24 protein-coding genes are annotated in these 20,422 nt (G+C 48.7%); all 24 read right to left on the bottom strand.

Features of this window, described 5'->3' with window-relative positions; translation table 11 throughout:
- Nucleotide 1 precedes the first annotated feature (1 nt).
- The gene (locus AB3Y94_RS00610; RefSeq protein ID WP_367294681.1) at nt 2-364 is read right to left on the bottom strand and encodes a hypothetical protein; all 363 of its coding nucleotides are present in this window, start codon (nt 362-364) and stop codon (nt 2-4) included.
- Nucleotides 354-785 carry a hypothetical protein gene (locus AB3Y94_RS00605; protein ID WP_225366131.1) on the bottom strand — a complete coding sequence of 144 codons (432 nt, stop codon included), beginning with the start codon at nt 783-785 and terminating at the stop codon, nt 354-356. Before AB3Y94_RS00605 ends, AB3Y94_RS00610 begins: the two co-directional genes overlap by 11 nt.
- Before the next feature lie 55 nt (nt 786-840).
- Nucleotides 841-1,011, bottom strand: a complete 171-nt coding sequence (locus AB3Y94_RS00600) for a CD1375 family protein (protein WP_367294680.1) — start codon at nt 1,009-1,011, stop codon at nt 841-843.
- A gap of 14 nt (nt 1,012-1,025) precedes the next feature.
- Nucleotides 1,026-1,157 (bottom strand): CD1375 family protein, encoded by a 132-nt coding sequence (locus AB3Y94_RS00595; RefSeq protein ID WP_021742236.1) that lies wholly within the window; start codon nt 1,155-1,157, stop codon nt 1,026-1,028.
- A 12-nt stretch (nt 1,158-1,169) separates the two neighbouring features.
- Nucleotides 1,170-1,640, bottom strand: coding sequence for a hypothetical protein (locus tag AB3Y94_RS00590; RefSeq protein ID WP_367294679.1), 471 nt, complete (start codon nt 1,638-1,640; stop codon nt 1,170-1,172).
- Nucleotides 1,609-2,658 (bottom strand): reverse transcriptase domain-containing protein, encoded by a 1,050-nt coding sequence (locus tag AB3Y94_RS00585; RefSeq protein WP_367294678.1) that lies wholly within the window; start codon nt 2,656-2,658, stop codon nt 1,609-1,611. The genes AB3Y94_RS00590 and AB3Y94_RS00585 overlap by 32 nt, the downstream gene beginning before the upstream one ends.
- Nucleotides 2,659-2,959: 301 nt before the next feature.
- Nucleotides 2,960-5,041: a fibronectin type III domain-containing protein gene (locus AB3Y94_RS00580; protein ID WP_367294677.1), complete on the bottom strand. Its 2,082-nt coding sequence runs from the start codon at nt 5,039-5,041 to the stop codon at nt 2,960-2,962.
- 2 nt (nt 5,042-5,043) lie between these two features.
- The gene (locus AB3Y94_RS00575) at nt 5,044-5,763 is read right to left on the bottom strand and encodes a hypothetical protein (protein ID WP_367294676.1); all 720 of its coding nucleotides are present in this window, start codon (nt 5,761-5,763) and stop codon (nt 5,044-5,046) included.
- Entirely contained in the window at nt 5,756-6,979 is a 1,224-nt protein-coding gene (locus AB3Y94_RS00570) for a baseplate J/gp47 family protein (RefSeq protein ID WP_367294675.1), read from the bottom strand. Before AB3Y94_RS00570 ends, AB3Y94_RS00575 begins: the two co-directional genes overlap by 8 nt.
- Nucleotides 6,972-7,358: a hypothetical protein gene (locus AB3Y94_RS00565; protein ID WP_367294674.1), complete on the bottom strand. Its 387-nt coding sequence runs from the start codon at nt 7,356-7,358 to the stop codon at nt 6,972-6,974. Before AB3Y94_RS00565 ends, AB3Y94_RS00570 begins: the two co-directional genes overlap by 8 nt.
- Nucleotides 7,355-7,732: a hypothetical protein gene (locus AB3Y94_RS00560; protein WP_367294673.1), complete on the bottom strand. Its 378-nt coding sequence runs from the start codon at nt 7,730-7,732 to the stop codon at nt 7,355-7,357. The genes AB3Y94_RS00565 and AB3Y94_RS00560 overlap by 4 nt, the downstream gene beginning before the upstream one ends.
- Entirely contained in the window at nt 7,732-8,676 is a 945-nt protein-coding gene (locus AB3Y94_RS00555) for a hypothetical protein (RefSeq protein WP_367294672.1), read from the bottom strand. The genes AB3Y94_RS00560 and AB3Y94_RS00555 overlap by 1 nt, the downstream gene beginning before the upstream one ends.
- Nucleotides 8,666-9,019, bottom strand: coding sequence for a phage baseplate plug protein (locus AB3Y94_RS00550; RefSeq protein ID WP_367294671.1), 354 nt, complete (start codon nt 9,017-9,019; stop codon nt 8,666-8,668). The genes AB3Y94_RS00555 and AB3Y94_RS00550 overlap by 11 nt, the downstream gene beginning before the upstream one ends.
- A gap of 12 nt (nt 9,020-9,031) precedes the next feature.
- Complete coding sequence (locus tag AB3Y94_RS00545; protein ID WP_367294670.1) at nt 9,032-10,327, bottom strand: LysM peptidoglycan-binding domain-containing protein; 1,296 nt, start codon at nt 10,325-10,327, stop codon at nt 9,032-9,034.
- Nucleotides 10,327-15,741 carry a phage tail tip lysozyme gene (locus AB3Y94_RS00540; RefSeq protein ID WP_367294669.1) on the bottom strand — a complete coding sequence of 1,805 codons (5,415 nt, stop codon included), beginning with the start codon at nt 15,739-15,741 and terminating at the stop codon, nt 10,327-10,329. Before AB3Y94_RS00540 ends, AB3Y94_RS00545 begins: the two co-directional genes overlap by 1 nt.
- An 11-nt stretch (nt 15,742-15,752) precedes the next feature.
- Complete coding sequence (locus AB3Y94_RS00535) at nt 15,753-15,920, bottom strand: hypothetical protein (protein ID WP_367294668.1); 168 nt, start codon at nt 15,918-15,920, stop codon at nt 15,753-15,755.
- Nucleotides 15,921-16,020: 100 nt separating this feature from the next.
- Nucleotides 16,021-16,644: a hypothetical protein gene (locus tag AB3Y94_RS00530; RefSeq protein ID WP_367294667.1), complete on the bottom strand. Its 624-nt coding sequence runs from the start codon at nt 16,642-16,644 to the stop codon at nt 16,021-16,023.
- Between the two features lie 78 nt (nt 16,645-16,722).
- Nucleotides 16,723-17,199, bottom strand: a complete 477-nt coding sequence (locus AB3Y94_RS00525; protein ID WP_367294666.1) for a hypothetical protein — start codon at nt 17,197-17,199, stop codon at nt 16,723-16,725.
- A gap of 12 nt (nt 17,200-17,211) precedes the next feature.
- Nucleotides 17,212-18,333: a hypothetical protein gene (locus AB3Y94_RS00520; RefSeq protein ID WP_367294665.1), complete on the bottom strand. Its 1,122-nt coding sequence runs from the start codon at nt 18,331-18,333 to the stop codon at nt 17,212-17,214.
- A 3-nt stretch (nt 18,334-18,336) separates the two neighbouring features.
- Nucleotides 18,337-18,822: an LIC_12616 family protein gene (locus AB3Y94_RS00515; RefSeq protein WP_367294664.1), complete on the bottom strand. Its 486-nt coding sequence runs from the start codon at nt 18,820-18,822 to the stop codon at nt 18,337-18,339.
- Nucleotides 18,734-19,147 (bottom strand): hypothetical protein, encoded by a 414-nt coding sequence (locus AB3Y94_RS00510; RefSeq protein WP_367294663.1) that lies wholly within the window; start codon nt 19,145-19,147, stop codon nt 18,734-18,736. Before AB3Y94_RS00510 ends, AB3Y94_RS00515 begins: the two co-directional genes overlap by 89 nt.
- Nucleotides 19,148-19,194: 47 nt before the next feature.
- A complete protein-coding gene (locus AB3Y94_RS00505; RefSeq protein WP_367294662.1) occupies nt 19,195-19,458 on the bottom strand; it encodes a hypothetical protein in 264 nt (87 codons plus the stop codon).
- A gap of 3 nt (nt 19,459-19,461) precedes the next feature.
- Nucleotides 19,462-20,061: a hypothetical protein gene (locus AB3Y94_RS00500; protein ID WP_367294661.1), complete on the bottom strand. Its 600-nt coding sequence runs from the start codon at nt 20,059-20,061 to the stop codon at nt 19,462-19,464.
- A gap of 9 nt (nt 20,062-20,070) precedes the next feature.
- Complete coding sequence (locus AB3Y94_RS00495) at nt 20,071-20,421, bottom strand: hypothetical protein (RefSeq protein ID WP_099963123.1); 351 nt, start codon at nt 20,419-20,421, stop codon at nt 20,071-20,073.
- Between the last annotated feature and the right edge of the window lies 1 nt (nt 20,422).

Here is a 20,422-nt window from a genome sequence, read left to right as displayed (position 1 = left end):
CCTAAAGATCACCATACCGTTCCCAGTACGCTTGATTCTCACGTTCTAAAGCGGCGTTGCGTTTTCGCAAAGCTTTATTCTCACTAACCTTCAAGGCAATCTGCTGGTTAAATTCTTGTTCCATGGCACCTTTCTTAGCCTTCAAGTCGGTCAGATTCCGTGCGTATTGCGCTTGATCACTCTCGCGTTCTTTACGAAGCAATTCGTTATCAGCTTTGACTTGCTCCATAATGTACTTCTCCATGCCCTTGCGATCCTGGTCAGCTTGCCGTGTGTCAGAATGGTAGCCATGAATAACAGCCCAGATAGTGGTTACAAACGTTCCCAGCGCACCTAAAGCAACTGTCCAGGACTTAATATCCATGTGTGTCCCCCCTAATCAACGTACCGACTAGCAAGAACAGCATGAGTAAGGCGAATACCCACGTTAGGTTAAACCGCACATCAAACAAGCCCCGAACAATAAAAGCCACTGATAAGGCCCCCATTGCCGGTGATAGGGCGACTAGGCCACCATCACGTAACAACCGCCGGTTGTGAAAGACGCCAACCAGAATAGCGAGACCACAGATAATTAACCACAATGAAAACCACCAGTCGTCAGCAAAGGCAAAGATTGCATGTTCAGCCGGTGAAGGTGGTGGCGGTGGTGTCACCCGTGGATCATCTAAATAGCCTTGATGAAACCAAATATACAAGCCGCCTATCATTGAAAATAAGCCAAAACAAAAATGATTCCAATGCGAAAAGGCCCGTTGAACCGGGCCATCTTTAATACGATGCAATTACTTCACCCCTTTCCCACAAAAAATCCCATCAAAAAAGCACCAATCATCAATCCTAGGCCACAGGCGTAGTAGATGAATAGATGCTGGTAGAGTTTTTTGCGGATCCAAGGACATTCTTCACATCGTCCTGCAAGTAGGCTGGGACTTCTTCAATAGTTCGACCACCGTCCAAAACGTTTGCGGCATAGATAGCAGCTAAAGCTGAAAATTTGAAATTTAACATAGTTTATTATCTCCTTATTTGTTTGATTGTAACTGCGTCAAAACGGCTTGGGTATCAGACCGAAACGGGACTGGTACGGCTTCAATAGTCCGTGTGCCATCAATAATTGCTTGCGCGTAAATCTGTGCCAATGCAGAATATTCCATTGCCATCACCTCCTAGGATTCACTCGCTGCCGAACTAGCTGGGGCTGCTGTACTTGTTGCAGCTGAGCCGGTGTCGGTCGTGGTGCTAGCCGGTGTTAGTTTTGAAGACAAGTAATCGACGGCTTCCATCAGCCCTTGCTGCGTTAACTCATTGGCTGACTTAAGGCTTTTATTTTCAGTTTGCAATGACTCAATGTTTTTCGTCTGTTGCTCAATTTGCTCACCCTGCTGGTCAACCTGTTTAAGCACCTGGGTGTGCGGGTCATAAGTTACTTCGGCGTCTGGATCATCCACACACAACATTTGTGGCTTGCCGTCCGAGCCTATGATTTGTTTGCCATTATCATCTAGGGCCAGTGTTTGCTTCATCTTGACCATCTTCCAACCGATATATTTGTCCGCCCCGTAGGGCACCGGATCTAAGGCATACACGGCATAGCCGGCCGGCTTATCAGTCGGTGCGGTTGCGTAAATTGTTTTCATGTTTGACAATCCCCTTTGCTTTTTTGATCGAACAGTTGGGTTTCACGTACTTATGATAGAAGCCGTATGAGTTGGTGTGCTTTAGCCAGCCCCAGTAAGCTATAACGCTCGCCGCGTCAAAACGGTTTAGCGTTGCTTTCTTGGAAATCTTAGCCATTCTTCGCTTGATTTTTAACGCGTTACGGCGCCGCAAAGTCGTGTGGCCCCGGTAAAGGCGCATTCCCAAAAAATCAATCGGACGTGAATTAACCTTGAAGACCTGCCAGTTGGGCTTTACTTCTAAGTCTTCAGCAGCCAGGTAGCTAGATATCGCTCGCTCCGCTTTGTGTAACTTCTTCTTGTTTGGCCCTAACAGCACTAAGTCATCGATGTTTCGCACTAGGTATGGAATTTGCAAATTGTCTTTGATGTAGTGGTCTAGGTCCTGCAGGAAAAAGTTGGCAAACCACTGACTGGAGTAAAATCCGATTGGTAGGCCTTTATCGAACTGGTCTACAAGTGTATCAAGCAGCCAAAGGATATCCTGGTCTTTGATTTTCCGACGGAACTTGGACTTTAGCACAGAAGTGTTGATGGATGGGTAAAACTTATGCACATCCATTTTTAAGCAGTACTTCGTATTTTTCGGGTCATTTTGCAACCACTTTTTAACCGCCTTCTGGCCCATCGAAGTGCCGCGATGAGGGATTGAGCCCACACTGTACTCATACATGCCTTTAAGAAAAATGGGCTGTAGCACTAGCATCGTTGCCCACTGAATTACCTGGTCCGGGTAGAACTGTGGCTTAGCAATTGTTCGTGTTTTCACCTTGTCACGGATAACGCGCCGAACCACATGGTTAGGCACGTACTCATGGTCTACTAGCATGTCATGCAACTGCATGACGTAGAAATCTTTGTTATCCAGAACACGGGAAACACCCTTACGGGTGCGTTTTCCCTTAGAGGCCTCTTCAATTGCAAGCCCCAGATTGTCTGAACTCACAATTTTATCGAACAAGTTTCCATATCGCTTCATTAGGCTCCTCCTTTCTTTTCAAAATGTGCATTTATGCAATTTGTTTTCCTTATTAGCTTCAAGAACTTTCGAGATATCCTACTAGCTCCTGCTTTGAGCAGCCTAATTTTTGCCAAGTGGCAGGGAAGATGCAGTGCAATTTCATTCATCAAATAAGGAGACGCGACCCGATGTCAGAATTCAAGTTCGAAGACGACTCGTTCAGATGCCAGTAGAAAACGCCATCGTTGCCGGAATTGTTCCAGTTGCCGCGCACCACAAATCCCCAAAAGTTCCCGGGGGAGAACTCCCCCGGTCCTCCTTAAGCCAAAGCCTTTTTAACGAGACGCGACCCGAAGTCAGAAAACAAGCCCGAAGACGACTCGTACAGATGCCAGCAGAAAACGCCATCGCCGCCGGACCTGTTCCAGTCGCCGCCGTAAAGAGCTACACAGTTACCACTTGGGGTATAGTTGTAATCTGAGTAATAGGTGGACTCACTGCCCCCTGTTTTCGTCGCAAACTGGGCAAAAGGATGATTGGTGTCTAATCCCATTTGTTCAGAGTACCCTGTTGCTGCTACCGAATAGTTCAAACTAGTATAAGGGGCGGCAAATAGATCTGATTGATACTTAGACGAATCATCACATACCCATGGCTTTGTTGAGGCCATATTAACGCCATCGGCAAACTGAAAAATGTTTCCATACAGGTTCTCAATCCCACGATAATCCATTGCACCCGTTGGAGACAGGAATCCAGAAGAACCAGCATGATTGGTTCCAGAGCCGTTTGTCACTTGTGACCCACTAGAAATTCCGTTCATGATACTCTGAGAATTAATAGTTGCAAACTCAATGACAAATAGCACTTGCCAAACATCAATCACATGAACATCTAGCAACTGATACCCAGTCCCGTTGGCTTTAGCATCCGTTCTGAACGTTCCAATCGATTGAGAAACCGTTGCCATTACTCCACTCTTAGATTGTAGCTTGCCGCTACTGATTGTTCCTTCATAACGACCCACGTCCACGTAATCCAACTCTTTTTGATTAGTGAAGTCCCAGAAACACTTTGGCAGATACCAGGAATCATCGATTTTGCTCAAGGATACTTGCCAGGTCGCTAGCTTATCGGTCTGAGTTTTCTTGATATACAGCTTAGGAATTCGGACGAAAGAGTTGCCCTTATCGTCCGTGATAGTCTTGTCCATCTTTGCCCAAGGGCCAACTGTGTCAAAGTCGTTCTGAGCTCCGTTAATCCCTGCTACCAAGCCGACCGCGGCATCTGTACGGGTTAGCTTCGGATCACTACTCATGTCCCAAGACGCGCCGAAAAATCGGTCATCCATGGTCTTCACGGTCATCACTTCTGAGTAGGGGCTGTCGCCGGCATAGTTGGTGACGAAGGCTTGGAATTCATACTCCGAGTTGCCTGTGAGCCCGGTTACATGGCCCGTCAGCGTGGATACTGCAGATTGAATGCTGGTCCAATCGGTGTCGCCGCTCTTACGGTACTGCACGGTTGAAGACACGATCGAGGCCCCACCATCAATCTTAGGCAGTGTGACCGTCCATTGTGGCTGACCAACGGAAAAGTCCATTTCGACGGTGAAACCTGGTGCCTGCGGCTTATTCGCCATCAGTACTAAATCATCGCCATACTTGAGCTTTCCGGCGGTGTCTACTCCCAGTTCAACGCCGTCAATCGTTACTCCGCCAGATTCGCTCGCCTGAGCAAAGTGGCCTTGGGCTGCTGCAATTGCTCCGGCACCCGTTACATACGGATCACCCGCGGCATCCACCGGGTCCTTCTCAAAGGTGTTGGTGCCCGTGAAGGTATTGTCCTCGCTGGTCTTGGCGATGTCATCCGGCAAGTTATCCTTGATGTCTTCAACCGTTGCAATGTGTTTTGATGCAAAGATTGCATCAAGGTCGGCTTCATTAAGCGACCCAGCCTGACTGACAGTAATCAAAACATTATCGGCATCACTAACCGTTGTATCAGTCTGGAATGAATCATTTAAGTTGGACTTGCCGTCATATGCAACAATGTAGTCTGGTAGAGAGCTCGGCAGTACTCCATACAGAATTTCATCCCCGTTTTCTGGTCGTGCATAAAAGCCGACTGTATAGAGACTGTATGCCGTTGTTACATCTTTAGACGGAAAGTCTACCCGCATAGTCAAGGTAGTGTCATCCTTCTTAATGATTCGTGAGTAATCGACCGTTTGTTGCACATCTTCAATTGATGTGAGCTTTTTTAAATCGTTGACCGGAGTAGCTGAGTAATCATGGCTTGAGGCCACTGCTCGGGTGAACTGGATTTTATCCAAGCCCCCAAGTGTGCCTGTTGCCAGTGATCGACCAGCTTCGGTCAAATAGGTAGTATCAAATTGCACTTTTATCCCTCCTTAGAGACTTGGTGAAGCCGCTGCCGCTGAGTGACTGTGGCCACGGTCGTATTATCATCCGTAGTGTGTGCGCGGTCTCTCATGCTATCCATAACAGCAAAGTGAGAACGCTCCTTTTTAGTGACTGTGGCCACGTATAGCGTCTGGGTAGCGACAGCTTGAAAGTCAACGCTGACAATTTTTACTTCTGGCATAACGGCTGACTCTAGTGCTTTAACCAGAAGGTTCTTTTTACGAGCAGACTTACTATAGCGATTCGGAATGTTGGTGAATCGCACCGCCTCCGGATCCCCGCCCAGCTGTTCCGGATCAGTGATTACATCGAACTCGGTCGGGTCCGCCTGTAAGATGTAGGCAATCAGGTCAATGATGTCGTTCTCCGTGACCCCCATTCGAGCCAGCATCCGGGACAACCGAATCTGGAACCGAAGGAAGTCGTCATCATTGTCAATCCGACTAATGCCCCAGTCTGCCGCTGTCGCATCAAGGACGGTACCGCTCTGGTTATCCAGTAAATATTCCTTCCAGATTGTCCGGAATCGATCCACCTCACGTACAACCTCATCAGCGATAATCTCTAGAACCGCTTGATTGGTACTATCCGGATTTTGATTCATCATGCCCGGTAAGGCGTTCATCACCTTCTGACGAAGCGTATCATCGTCGACCTGAAGATCTTCCCATAGGTCTTGCCATTGGTCATCAGTCATCAAGGATCACCTCGATATCGTCAGACGTAATGTAGGCCAGTGAGTATTCGTCCACGGTCACGTTACCAAGCGCTAGTTTGGTCTTATCAGTCCCTACAGTTAGGCCGATACTGGTGATTCCACTAACTTGCCAGAGATATTCAAATAGTTTCGAGTAAAGTAGCGAGTCACCCATAGTTAAGGTGTGGTCATAAGCTAAAACCTGATTCTTTAAGTTGGCAATACCGTTATCACTGTCATAACCGTCATCCGTTTTAATGTGAATTTGAACGTACACGGTTTGTAGCTTGGCCCGCGAGAAATAAACGGTCCGTTCTTGGCCGCTATGGTTAAGAACCGTCTTGGAGACCTCGCCATAGGTATGCCCGGGTAATGCAATCGAGTGAAAAATGGCATCGGCCACATCTTGGTCGGCCCCACCGATTACATAGAAGTGAGTTGTTTTCGGTGGATTGCCAGCCGCGTCAGTAGTAAGTTCGTTGTTAGCAGTCACCTTACACTGGATTACGCCGGCGACGTTGTCGACCTTGGCCGTCATACCATCTTCCGTGGAGTCTGATTTAGCTAGGTGATTAGTCATCAGCCGGGCCCGATAATCAACTTCGGACTCAATATCGGCCCCACCGGAGGAAGGCTCAGGATTGGTTACTCGCATGACGCCTTCGATGCCGTCGCTACTCTCTTCACCAGTAATGGTGTTGGCCCCGACGTTGCCCGTTGATCCTGGTTCATCGGCCTGCGCCTGAACCGTTACCCGGCCAAGTTCATTACCGTCGTCATCGGTCAGAGGAACATCTTTCCCATCGTCCCCTTTAATAGTGGCCACCTCACCGACTGCAACATCATCTAGCGTATTAAAGATGACCTCTTCGCCAGTGCTATACTCCGTACCAGCCGGGATAATGGTCCCCACATCGGCGTCGATTTGCAGATAAACGGTGGCGGAGGTTGCAGGCTTTCGATTAACGGCTTCATCGGCCCCTAAGATATCCAAGTCCTGATTACGTCCACGAAGAATGGAATTAGCATTTCTGACGGTTTGGGCCAGCTCTTCAACGTCCTCACCTCGGGCGGCCATCACGCCAGATAATTGACCCATATGATGCGCGTCGTCGACTGGTGCATCTTCGCCAAAGTGGTCTTTAAAACCTTGGTCGGTCAGTTCTCGGACATCATCGAGTTCAAGCTTATCAAACCCGGTTTTGTCATCACTCATTCCCATTGGTCTCCACCTCCGTTTCTGTTTCGGCCGTCGTCTCATTACCGTTGTCATCAGAATAAATTACCTTCAGACTAATCGTGGCTACTCGTTGCTTACGCGTCACACTAGTAATCTCGGCACTCACAAAGTTATCAAACTGGGCCTCCAGATAATCGCTGATTTCGGCCTCCATGGCTGGTTCGTCGTCAATCATAGATAGCAGGTTTAAGTGATCTAGGCCAAAGCCGGTATTCCATTCCAATTCGCCCGCATTGGTACCCAGGGCTATCCGAGTTGCCTCGGTTAGATCAGAATCATCGGTCATAATGAAATCGCCAGTATCCGGATCCAATTGGATGTCGTTTGTTTCATCGACCTGTAAATCTTGACTCACCTAATCACCCCCACAACGGTCCCGTCATTGACACTATGCATTCGCCGACTAGCCAGGCTATACTCTCCGGAACCGGTAAAATTATCCTGGTCACGATCATCAAAGGAAACTTCCACAATATCACCGCGTTTAAGTTTGGTTGGCTTCCCATCCTTCAAATACTCTGCGGCCGCGGCAGACACCAAACAGTCGCCAATCATTGCCCTGGTTGTTCCGTCAGATTGCTCGGCAATTGGTTGTACGTCGGCATACATTGGCGATCCCCATTCAATGCTAACGACCCGGCATTTTAAGTGGACACTAACTCCGGCCTGAAAGTAAGGCATGAGTTCATCGACAATCAGCTTTAGTGCATCATTTCTATCCTGGCTCACTAGACCACCTCCACTTCACAAGTCGTTTGCATGTCATCTAAGGAATGCGTGTAATTCTTTACCCGCACTAGTGATTTGATATTCTCGGCCACGTAAAAAACGGAACCATTGGCCACCAGGGGATTGAGATAGGTTACAATCGTCCAAGTAACTTTCTTGCCGTCTTCTTTGTTGATCGTAGGCATATTGACCAAGCCATCCTTCAGTGTGAAATAAAGGTGCGTTTGGTATAGCTTGGGCTTCTCCTCGTAGTCGATCACGATATCGTCCATTCGATACTGGAAGCGACTACCACAATCCTTAACAATGGCCTTAATGGCCGATTCTGGCTTTTTGGTTAACGAGTAGCCATGTTTGTACACCTTATTCTTCTTAAGGTGCAGCACGGCAATTGGAATACCGGCCTCACGACTAATTCGCTTAATAATTGTCTTAGCCTTGGTGTTACGTTTAAACTTGATGGCCATAAGTTTCTTCTTCGACGTCGTCCAAGTAATCGTTCGACCACTGGACGTCTTATAAGAATGCTTGACCGCCTTGCTCCCGGAATATGGGTTGTAGACCTTCTTATTTTTGGCATAATCTTTACCGGCCACGAAAGTCACTGAAATGGTACGGTCTTCACCGTCACGTGCGACCGGGGAAATTTTGGTGATGTTTCCAGCTGCGATAATACCGAAGATATCGTAGCCGCCGGCCTTCACAACGATATGCAGCCTAGTTTTAAAGACGGCCTCGTGAGCCTTAGATAAGTTGGCCAGAGTAATCGTATTGGTGGCCGGGGAACCCCCGTCACCTCCACTAATTTCTCCGGTTATACTTACCCCGTAGCCTTTAGGATGGAAATTGGTAAAACGATAAGTACCACTCTTGGCATACACGATGACTTCAATCTTGGCCCCATACCAGGTCTTACCGCCTGGATTAGTAATACTAAGCCCCATCGTTGTCACCACTCTCCCAAATGCTATCGTCATCTAAGATGAAGACACTATTTTGAAGTTTACTGAGCGTTACGGTAGACTCTAATCCGGCTTCGTCAAACGGGATCAACCGCTCAACGGGAATCCAGTCATAGGAGCACCAGTACCACAACGGAACGCCATACGTAATGGGTTCCCCGTAGATGGCGCGGCTGTCGTCGTCAACCGAAACAATATCGATCGTGAGTTGGCCTGATAATTTATTCCGTTGCAAGGTAAGGTCGAACACACCGTTTTCAAACTCGACTTCGATCGTGTCTGGCAAGTTATTCAAATCAAACTCAATGCTGTCGCGTTTAGGCATCCTCTTCCCCTCCTACTTCGGAATTTTTAGCTTGTGCCCCGGAAACATCGTTTTGAACCGGGACCCGTTGAGTTTGGTCAATGTAGCCACCGTTGTATGGTATTTCCGAGCCAGTCCCCAGTACGTATCGCCGGACTTGACGGTATGGCTACGGTACTTGCCCTTATCGGACCCTTTCTTCTTGGTGCTCTTAGTAGCACCTTTTTTCTTGGTTTTCTTTTTCTTCTTGGCATACAAGATGTTGGCCTGCTTAACATAGGTAAACGTAATGGATAGCTCCAATGCGTTCTCCCGGGCCAACCCGGACACCGTCTTGGCAATTGAAGAAATCTTGACGTGGTTCCAATTAGAAAAACCGCGAATAATAAACTCAGTATCTAACCGCTGCAGTTTTTGCAGGTCCGCAAACTGCTTGTACACCGCGGCCGGGTTCTTACCGAAAATCAAATACGTTCCAGTTAACTCCTTGCTCGTCCGAGTCGATTTACCGGCCCGCGGGTCAGCGTTATCAACCCCAATCGAAGTAACCTCACTCGTATCGGTTTCGGTAGGTTTAACCTCGCCGAAAAAATAAACAACCGTACTCATTCGGTCCGCGCGGTAAAGTGCGGTATGCCCAACGAGAGGTTGTTTTTTTTGATCGGCTATTTTTTTGTTTATTTTATCCTGGTTCTCGGCCTGTTTTTTTCTGCGCGCCGCGGCCTTACGCTTGTTCTGCTCCTTTTTATAATCGGCCGCTTTCTTTTTATCCTGAGATTTTTTAAGATTCAGGCTATCAAGTTTGTTTTTGGTTCCCTTCAGTTTGGAACGGGCCTTACTTTGCTTAGTAAGCTGAGCCTGATACGTCTTAGAACTAGTAACCTTGCGAAGATCCGAAAAAGCGGCCTTTTGGTCCTTCTTCTTAGAGGCGATCTGGCCCTGAATAGATTTCTTATCCTTAGCGGTTTTGGCCTTGGCCAATTTCTTCTCAAAGGCAGTTATCTGTCCAGTCACATGGTCATAGGCGGCCTTTCGCGTCTTATAACCATTCTGTTTACTCAAATAGTTGTCGGTCTTGTCAATAATGCCTTTCTGGGCGGCGATCGTTTTTTTGACCGCCGCAATCTTAGATGCATCAGTTTTCACCGCCTGACTTGAAGATTTAACGTGAGAATCCAACGACTTGTCGCTTAGGTCGGCCGGTGGCGTTATGAATAACGGGGGTGAAACGGCCTTATGGCCAGTCTTGATATAACGGTTAAGCTCTGCTTTAACGATACTTGAAACGTTCCTTTGCAGAGTGATATCCAGTTTCACCTTTTTAACCATTAGATAATCATGCTCCCTTCGCCTTGGTCGGTACCAATTGCGCGTCGAATCTTACCAATTACTGTTTGCATTGCACTGATAATTTGCTTATCAACGTTTTGCCCGTCGCCGCCTTGAACCGTGATGTTATTGGTCATCTTGATCGTCACATTACGACTACTAGTCCCGTTGGCCTTAGCCTGTGGGATTCGTTCAGCGGCTGGACGGTTAGACATAGCCCGGCTAAGTGTCCCAGCCAAGCCACTACCGTCAACACCGGCACGGGCCTTAATGGCGCTTTGAATCAATCCATCGGCACTAGCCTTTTTAGGGTTAATTGCAACTTCACGATCCTTTTCACCAAAGACATTCAGCTTGCCTGACTTAGACCAGCCGCCGTCATTATGCAGTGCAGCCTCAATCTTCCGGGCCCCGGCAACGTGTTGTGCATTGTAGCCACCACGTTCCCATTGACTAGAGAATTTATTGGCCAGTGCCGCAATGGATCCGGAACCGCGTAGGACACTCTTCAGAACGTTACTATCCGAACCATCACCATGTAGGGCGAAGGCTAATTGAGTGCCTGCGTTCTTCCAATTACCGCCATGCTTTCGGGCATAGCTGATCAGGGCGGACTTACGACCACCCAGCCACTGACCAAGTCCGGACGCACCACCACCGGGGTTAATGGCCCCAGGGTTCAAACCAGATTCAAATTCCCAGTTACCCAACACGGCAGCGATTCCGGCGTTAGTCGCTGAACCATAAATCTTCTTGATGGCCGCTGCTAAGGTGCGGGCCCGACTGGCAATGCTTCCGGATAGACCGAAGCTACCAACGTCATCGGATTCTTGCAGGTTCTTCTTGATCCACTTGATGGCCGTAGAGCCGAGTTGAGACTTAACCAGTGAGGTCATCGCCTTACTAATCTTGGTGTTCTTTTTAGCTTTGCCTTCCTTGTTTCCGAAATTCCCATTAAGCTTCGTAACGTCGAGCCAACCACGCGTTGAGCCACCACCATGAGACCAAAGCCCCTCAGTCGATGCCCCAACGTGGACGTGAGTACCAGACGGCCCTAACTTGGCAATTTCTTGACCACGTTTAACGTGATCACCCTTGTGTACCAGTAAAGTAGCACCAGAGTTGCTCTTGCCGTTGAGTTCTTGGTAAATGAGTGAGAGGTTTCCACCTTTGGTAGAAATGTACTCCCCAATACCATTACCACCGCCCCAACCACTTGGGGCCCCACCAGCACCAGTAACAACCGCATCCTGCATGGCGTGAACTGTCTTAGAACCGGAGAAGTCGTTTCCATCATGAGAACTAAATCCACCGCCGACAGCCCCACGATTACCAAATCCGGATGTCTTCATCCAGCCGGCACCAGGAGAATGCAATACAGGGCCACCACCGACGCCACCACCAGAACTGATCAATGATTCGATATATCCCCACATTGCATTTTCCCATGGGACACCAACCGTCTTTGCTCCAGCATTCGCAGTGTTCGTGACACCCTTCTGCAGAGTAGAACCGTTGGCCTTGACGTTGACCGTGAACTCGGTGTTGAACGCCTTGTCAGGGGCACCCGCATTGGCCGACGCCAGTGAACGAAGCTTGGAGTCGCTTGACCCAGTTCCTTTCTTGAAATGAGGGAGATAAGGTCGCGCTCGGTCAACTTGTGATCCATTGAAGACCTCGTCACCCTTCTTCAAGTGAACGGCCACGTTATTACCCATTGGTTTTAACAGCTGGCCACCACGGGCGACTAATTCTTGTCGTGGTCCCGACGTAGCATCGTTCAGAACAGCCAGCTGGTCACTGTCGATTGGTCCCTTAGAACCTTCGGCATAGTGAATCGGTTTCAGAACTGAGCTGTTCCCGCCAAACTGACTAAGAGCCGAATCAATACCGCTAAAACCTCCGTTAAGGGACGTAATAGCGCCACTCATGGCCTTATGGGCTAATCCCGCAAGTTTACCCATGATGTCACCAAAATCGCTGACCATGGCCTTCGTTTCCGAATTCATGCCCGCGTGAATATCACTCATGGTCTTGGCCATGGACTTCTTCATTTGAACGATTTGTTTATCCGACTTTTTCTGTAGTTCATCAAAATCGGCAATGGTCTGCTTGCGGATCAGGTCAGTCTGTTTGTTGGTATTTGAAGTAATCGAGCGGAATGACCGGCCTGATTTCTTACCGAACGTGGTCAGCTTGCTTTGTGCGCCCTTGGTTCCCTTGGAGTACCCCTTCGCAATATCGGCGCCAATCTTGTCGGCGGACCGTTTGGTTTTATACTCGTTGTTTTTGAGCGTGGCATCATTAACACCAGCCACATTTACCGTGGTCTTGGAGCCTTTACCCAGCGTCGTGGTCCCCTTGGCATAACCAGGGAGAACTTTACCAGTGCCCAATCCGCCGTGAGTAATCTTGGCGGTGTCCCGTGCATTTAAGACGTGTTCCCCTGCCATCAGTTTTGTGATAGTTGGTCCATTACCAAGAAAACGCCAGGTTCCCTTATGAGAGTTGTAGGCAATTTCTCGCCCTGCTTCATTAACCATGGCAAGTCCATTATTGCGAATTGGGCCACCGGCAGCATGACCTTTTCCACTCAACGTACTTTCCCCAGTGTTATAAACATCTCCTGCCCACGAAGCTATACCTTTAATTACTTTACCTACGCCTTGACCAAACTTCTTCAGTCCACCGAGTAAACTACCAACTTTTTTTGAAATCCAATCAAAAATACCACCAACAAAACTTTTAATTCCACTAAAAATAGAATGGAATTCATCGCTAATAAAATGCAGCGGTTTACTAAATAAATGAGCAATCCCGTCCCATGTCTGACCAATCCACTTTCCCGTTTTCGAAAAATATTGTCCAAGCCAGTCAGAAATTCCATTCCATATTTTTTTAGTTTTCGTGGCCACCTTTGACCATGCCCGACCAATCGGTGCAGTGATCTTACTCCAGTATTTTCCGACTTTTTTAGAAAAATTACTCCACTGTTTACCAATCCAATCGAGCACGCGACTGACAGGTTTCTTTAATTTATTAAATGCCTTTGTACCAAGTCCGACGGCAAACACAAATGGTGCGGCAAGCAACTTGGCAGAACCTTTGGCAATTTTTCCACCAACCCGAAATACTGTTCCTAGCTTGCTGCCCACCCACTTGCCTAGTCTGCCAAACATTCGTGAAAGAGTTCGTTTAACTCCCGGAAGTGCACCTTGCACACTCTTACCGATAAACTTTCCAATCTTGGATCCACCAATGCCGCCAACTGTGCCGCCAATTACTCCGCCAATTACATTACCTGGTCCAGGCAGGAATGATCCTAAGGAAGCGCCAACGGCGGCACCGCCTTCCATTCCTGCCAAAGATCCACCGAAGTTACCAATCTTCCCACCGGCATTTTTCTTATTCATGCCAATCAACGAAGTACCGGCCAATGCCACATCTAAATACGGAATTTTAGATCCTAGAGCCTTTGTCCCCTTGAGTAAGGATCCTACCTTTGATCCACGTAATAACGTACCTGCCTTAGAATCAGCAATTTTAGCGCCTACTCCAGCAACTAGCCGTGATGCCTTGCCACTCATAGAGTAACGTTCAAGACGTGATCCAATTTTTGGAGCATCTTCGGCCGCAATCATCTTCGTGCGCTTTGAACTCAGACCGCCATTAAGAACCCATGAATTGTTGGCAACTGCACCTAGCGCTTTCCCTGATTTGCTTTCTGTAACTTTACTTCCACCAATTGAGCCAGCAGAATCAAGAACAGTTGAAATCTTAAGTTGCGTATTAATTTCTTTCAGCATCTTCAGAAATTCGCTGGCCTTTTTAACAGCAAAGAAACCGACCATAGCACGAGCGGCAATCTTAATGCCTTCCTTGTGCTTGTCGATCCCTTTAAGTAGTGCATCTAACCGGTCTAATGGATCCTTAGCAGCCTTCCCATTCTTATCGACTAAGCCAAATGCTCCACCGATGTCGTTGAGAATAGTGACCGCGTCCGTCCAAACTTCCTTACCGAAAATACCAGCAATGTCACCAATATTCCCGAAAATATCGACGATGGTGTCTTTATGCTTATCCAGGTACTGAATTGCATCGACAGCGGCGCCCGTGACTACGCCCAGGGCTGAACTAATGCCCTTGGCGTACTTCTTCATCATGTCGTCTTTAAGCAAATCTCGCATCGACTTAGCGGTCGTCTTGTCCATGTTGAAGCTGGTCTTCATGACATCCCCAGCCAAGGTGTTAAAGCGGGATTTGAGGTACATGCTCATTCCCATGAAGGATGTCATGGCCTCTTTAGTCCCGCCTTGGTATTTCTTACCCAAGTAAGTCAAGGTTTCGGTGAATTGCTTAGCGCTCAACTTACCAGCGGCGGACATGGCATAGAGTTGTTTCATTGATTTACCGGTTGCCTTCTGTAGGGCTTCCCCAAACATTGGGAACCGGTTAATCATGACGGACATATCTTCAGAACTGGCCTTACCACCGGCAACAATCTTGGCAAATTGCTCGCCAGATTCGGCTAGCGCGTCATTTGACATGTGAAGCGTGGAGCCCAGCGCGATGAAGTCGTTGGTCCAGTTCTTGGTCTCTTTCTCGTTCGAGTGAACGTGATAGAAGGATTGGGCCATCTTGTTCAGCGCGTCGGCGGCGTAGATAGAGTGCTGGGACATACTGTTGATGTACTTGACCAGACCGGTACCATCTTTGGGTGCCTCAGTCGTCAAGGACTTCCACACGGTCTTCATCGTGTCTTGTTCCTTGTTGTACTCCATCCCAGCCTTAGCAGCTTCATGGAGCCCATTGGTTAGGGCCATCACCCCATTAGAAATGGCGGACCCGACAAACGTCCCCATAATAATGTCGTGCAGGCGCCGTGACTTCTTAGCCGTCTTGTCCATCTCACCCCCGACCTTGCGGGTTTGAGTTTGAACTTCTGCGGCCCCGGTCTTGACCCCGTTGGTGTCGAATGCCACCTTGGTGGTTGTTTCCTTTGGCAGGTCGCGAAGCGTATTACCGACCTTGTTTGCGTGAACGTTGACTTGATCTAAAGCGGCTCCAACTTCGTGGTAGTGGCGCGTTTGCGAGCTGGTATAGGAGTCCGTGACTGTGTTGATGTTCGCGATCTTGTCGCGGAACGTCGTCGCCACCCGGCTGTTGTTCTGCATGGTGGTGCTGACTTCTTTGTTAGAATCAGCCAACCTATTATTAGCTCCAATGTCTTTATCAATCGCATCGACGAAAGTTCGGCCAAAATTAGTCACCTGTTTGTTGATTGGCTCAAACTTGTGCCCTAGTGTGGCAATCTTATCGACAACCTTGTCGATTGTGGTGTCGAGCTTCTCCAATTCCTGATAATCAATGTTGAATCCGATACCGACGTCTTCACGCCGAATTTCACAAGCCATTGCCACACCTCCTATTTCTTATTGGCTTTGTTGATTGAATCAAGTGCCATGGCGATCCCGTTATTCACAGCGACAGCCCGCTGATCCGTTTTCTCTGCAATGATTCTTTGTGCCAAGTTGCCCATCAGGATTCGTTTATCCAAGGGCCAGTGCATGACCTCATCAGGCGTTTCAGCCACACCCGCTAAAACGGGCTCGTAAATCTCGTAGAGTCGGTCAACGTCTCGATCTAGTTGCTTCTGATCAAACTCACCTTCCGAGTTGTAATACTTAGAGTCATTAGAAGAGTGGTTGCAGAAACGTCAGGGCTTCCACCAGAATTGTTGCGTAGCCCTTCCGATCCATGACCTCGTTAAAGTAGTCAGTGGCCTCTTGAATTGCTTGCAGCCCACCACCGTTTTCGGACCAGAATTGCATATCTAATGGTTTGTCCGGATTGTCGGCCCGACGGAAAACGTCTTGATTAAGTTCTTGAAGAACTTCCAGTGATGCATCGGCACCGTTAACCCCACGGATATCAGCACTGAGGTTTAAGGCTTCTCGGAACCCAGGAAATTTCATCACAATGTGAGGCTTCTTACCTTGCCGACCATCGAGTTCAACTTCCTTAGATTCGTCACGCTTGGTGACGGCCTTGTTCAGGTCAGCAAAGGCATACCGCGGGTTAATAATCACGTTTTCGTTGATCATGTTGGCCATTTCGCCAAAGTCCCGTTCGTTGTTCCCAACGTTTTGCTTCCCTCGAATTTGAAGGAGGACGCCATAACCAGGATCACGGAAAACGACGTCTTGAGTCTTGTGGTTCCCGTCTTTGTCAGGTTCCCCATATTCGATCGTCTTCTTGGTATCGAGAGCCTGAAGCTTCGTTACATCAACCTTGGGTGCTGCCATTTTTTCAGTCATAATAAATTCCATCCTTTCAAATTTGGGTATGTACAAGGCGGGCCCGGAGACCCGTCGTAAGCTCTTCTATCGTGCTGGTTAGGCTGCGTTCCCGAAACTGTCGTCGTATTGTAAGGCAAGAATGGTCCAATCACGCGAGGTGATCCCGTTAGATACGGAGCCATTAGGCATCTTTTGAATCAGGCAAACCGAGGACTTCACAACTTCACCGTTGTTGTCGTTTTGCACCTTGAACCCGAAGGTAGGTACAACGCTTGCGTCGTGATTCATTTGACGGTAGTAGCAACCGTAGATAACGTCATGGGCTGGCGCCCCGTCATTAAGATGGGCCACGAATTGACCCAGCTTAGAATGGTTAATCAATCCCAAAGGCACACCCTTGAAGTCAGACGCCACTTCAACGTCGTTATCTTTCTTTGACCAGTTGACCGCTTCACCGGATTGGAACCCGTTAAGTTCCGTAGCGACGCCATCAATGATCACGTACACGTGAATGAATCGGGAATCCTTCAGTGCGAAGTAAGTCCCGTCATCTAATTGAATCCGTTGGTTCATTTATTCCACCTCCTAGAGTGTTACCTGGTTATCGATGTAGACCTTCTCAAACGCATTCGGCAGAGTCTGCTTAATAGTTACGGACTTGTAGGTTCGCTTGGAAATTTCGTAGGCCAAAACATTAGCCCGCGCCACAGCAGTAACGTGGAAGTCTGCTTTGCCATCATCCCCAGCGGCAACAGTTCCTTGTTGGAATAACTCATCGCCAGCCGCTTCAAAAGTTGCCACTAACTCATTGATGTTGTCATCGTTGAAAGTGGTGTACTTCTTACCGTTGAGCCATTTTTGACCCTTCAACTGGATGTAATCCGTGTTGTACTGGGCATTGAAGGCATTATCGATGTAATCACCGTTCAATTCCATGTTGCCGGACAGCATGAAGTCACCAGCCTTGTCTTCGACGGTCAGGCCGTTTAAGGATTCAATCATGTCCCGCTCGGTTTGCGTCCAGTCGTCTGGCGTAAAGGTGTCTCGATTCAGGTTTCCAATACGCATCCAATCAAGTAGAACAGTCGTAGAAGCAAAGGCAACAGCTTGGGCCGCGACCTTGTGTTCGACGTTCTTTTCAACGACGGCGTGGAAGTGGCCTTCATGGTTCTTCAGGCTTTGCGTAGATACGGCATAATCGTGCCATTTGGAAAGTTCGTCGATGGTTTCAACTTGGTGTACCAGGAAGCCTCGTTGGTTGGCGTAGAGCACATCAGCAGCGGCCTTGATGTCGTCATCCGTCATGCCTACAGGGATATACCACTTAGGGCCGTCAAAGATGTGGTCTTCAAGCCACTTCTGAACTCCTGGTACCATCCCCGTGACCTTGGCACCGTCTGCCGTAGGGGTCGCAGTCAGGTCATCCAGGCTGAGTACATCTGCATTAGCAAACGTCCCGATTTGAACTGGTCCTACGAACCCATCTACGTCAAACATTGATTCGACTAGGGCATATTCTTCAGTGTTCTCACCGAAGCCTAAGTCAGGCATTTCATCGATGTCGTGCACCAAGATGGCATCTTCAGTAGTATCGGTACCCCGGCGCAATAAAGCGACCGGCGCAACGTTACCGCCCAAGCTAGCCGCCTTGATGGTCGTGTTGATGATCAAGTCAGATGGTTGCTTGATTACTTTGGTAATTGCCATTAGCTATGATTCCTCCTTTTTGATTTCGAAGTTTGGTTGGACCGACGTGATCTCACCGACCTGCGTCCGGTCCTGATAACTGGGGTTGACCATGAGTGTGATTGTCACGCCCACTTGGTTCTCAACCTCAATCGTCCAGTCTTCATCGAGTGGGTCCGGGTCACTCACGTCAACGACTGAGATACCCAGTTTGGCCAGGTTTTCAAGTGGCTGCATGGATCCTAAGACATTCTGCAGCCACTCAACTCGATCGTTGACTTCCAGTGGGTCATCACAGTGAACCTTTAACTGAATCAGTTTCAGATAAGCCTCACCAACATGTTTGAAGGTGACCCGCTTATGAGGGTTGGAAATGGACCAACTAAAAAAAGGAACCTGACCTTTGGTGTCAGGCTCCTTCTCATAGACCCAGGGGATCTTCTCCCCCGGATTCATCGGGTACTTGTTTAGCTCCGTCACCAGAGCTGTTAGAACCTGCCGGTTGTTCATCGTTGTCGCCCCCGTTCCGTTGAAGCTGGTAGTAGGTCAGTTGGCTATGCGTCAGCGGCGCTTCACCAGTGACCGTGTACGTTTCACCCGTTTGCTCTCGTAGAACCTTGGTCCCCTTTTTGAATCCCGGCGTACGCGAGGACCATACCAGGATGCTGACTTCCATGTCGCCCCCTGAACCCGATTGGTAAGTAATCCCCGGGTTAGCAGTCAGAGTAATGGGTTCGATAACCTTAAGCGGTGTCCCCCAGTCCTGGCCACCCAATCCCAGCGGGTCACTCCCGTCCTTGCCCAAATAGGGCGTGATAGTTAGGGGTTCTTTCATCTTGTCGAACATGAAGTGAAACGTGTTCAGCTGTTTAAAGTTGGGCACTACTTGCCCGTGACAGTTGCCCCATCACCGGTAGGGGTAGAAGTAACGTCCTTAGGAGTGCCACCCAGAACCGTAAAGCCTGGTACGTCGACCAGACCGGACGTATTTTTCTTAGCGTTCCCATCGTACTTTGCAGCTTGGTAGTCGCCAGTTGTGACAACTGTCCCTGCCGTTAATCCCGTGATTGCAACCCCAGTAGCAGGATCACCAGCAGCCACCAGGTCGGTGCTGCCCTTCTTATAAATTGCTAATTGTTCAGCCATGCTTTATAACTTCCTTTCGTTGGCCCAAGTGATTGAGCCGATTAATTTACCCGTATCTTGCAACGGGTCATCAAATCCTTTGCGGTCTGCCGTAAGGCCAGCATTACGCGGTGTATGCAGGTCTCTAATCGTTTTCTTGATGTCATTGGATATCCGGCGCCCGAGTTGGCTTTCTAACCCTGACACTGATTGCTTCCCGTCCATTACTTTCGAAAACCCTGCAACCATCAGTTCGTTCCAAGCGTCGTGATTCCGTTCGTAGGCAATCCATAAGAATCGCCGTGGCGGGATCCGGACACTCTCTTTCAGCACGAACATGATGGTCATGCCGTATGGTGCCGATTTATCAGCTACCGCTAAGACGTGATTGTGTGCACCCTTGGGACGGAACAGGCCAGGAATCTCACTTGGCTTCCGTCCCTTAGCTGCGGCAGTGGGAATGGTCAGAAACGACTTCTTGGCACGAATAACCATGCCATGTTCATTGACCCGGGCCACCATCTGTAAGAACGAATCATCGATGGGAACGCCAACAATTAAATCCGTTTGATTAAGCCGTTTAGATCGCTCAATCCACTCTGAAATGTGATTAAAGCTTGCCACCTAACCACCTCAATCCCGACTGAATGCCCGACCACGGCGATAACTACGTCCGAATTGATCGACCAAGGCTTGGTACCGCAACATGTACGGGTCATTGCCTTTCGACCAATCGAACATGGTCTGAGATTCACCTAAATGGCTGGCAGACTGAACGCCGCCGTTAGCCACCAAGGTGTCCACATACAGCTCACTAAGCACCAGAAGGCGGTTAGCCTCTTCCTGCTTAACGGGCTTAATGTGGTCAGCCTGTACGGTCGTCCACGAGTCATCAATAAGCTGTTGTAGGTACTCATCATCGTCCAGGTCGGATGCCAGCGGGTACTTTTTTAGCTTATCGAGTGTCGTCTTGTTATCGGCCATT

This window comes from Levilactobacillus yonginensis, from assembly GCF_964065165.1.
Lineage (GTDB): Bacteria > Bacillota > Bacilli > Lactobacillales > Lactobacillaceae > Levilactobacillus > Levilactobacillus yonginensis_A.
The sequence above is the reverse complement of the archived record's forward strand: the minus strand, read 5'-3'. Positions and strand labels throughout refer to the sequence as shown.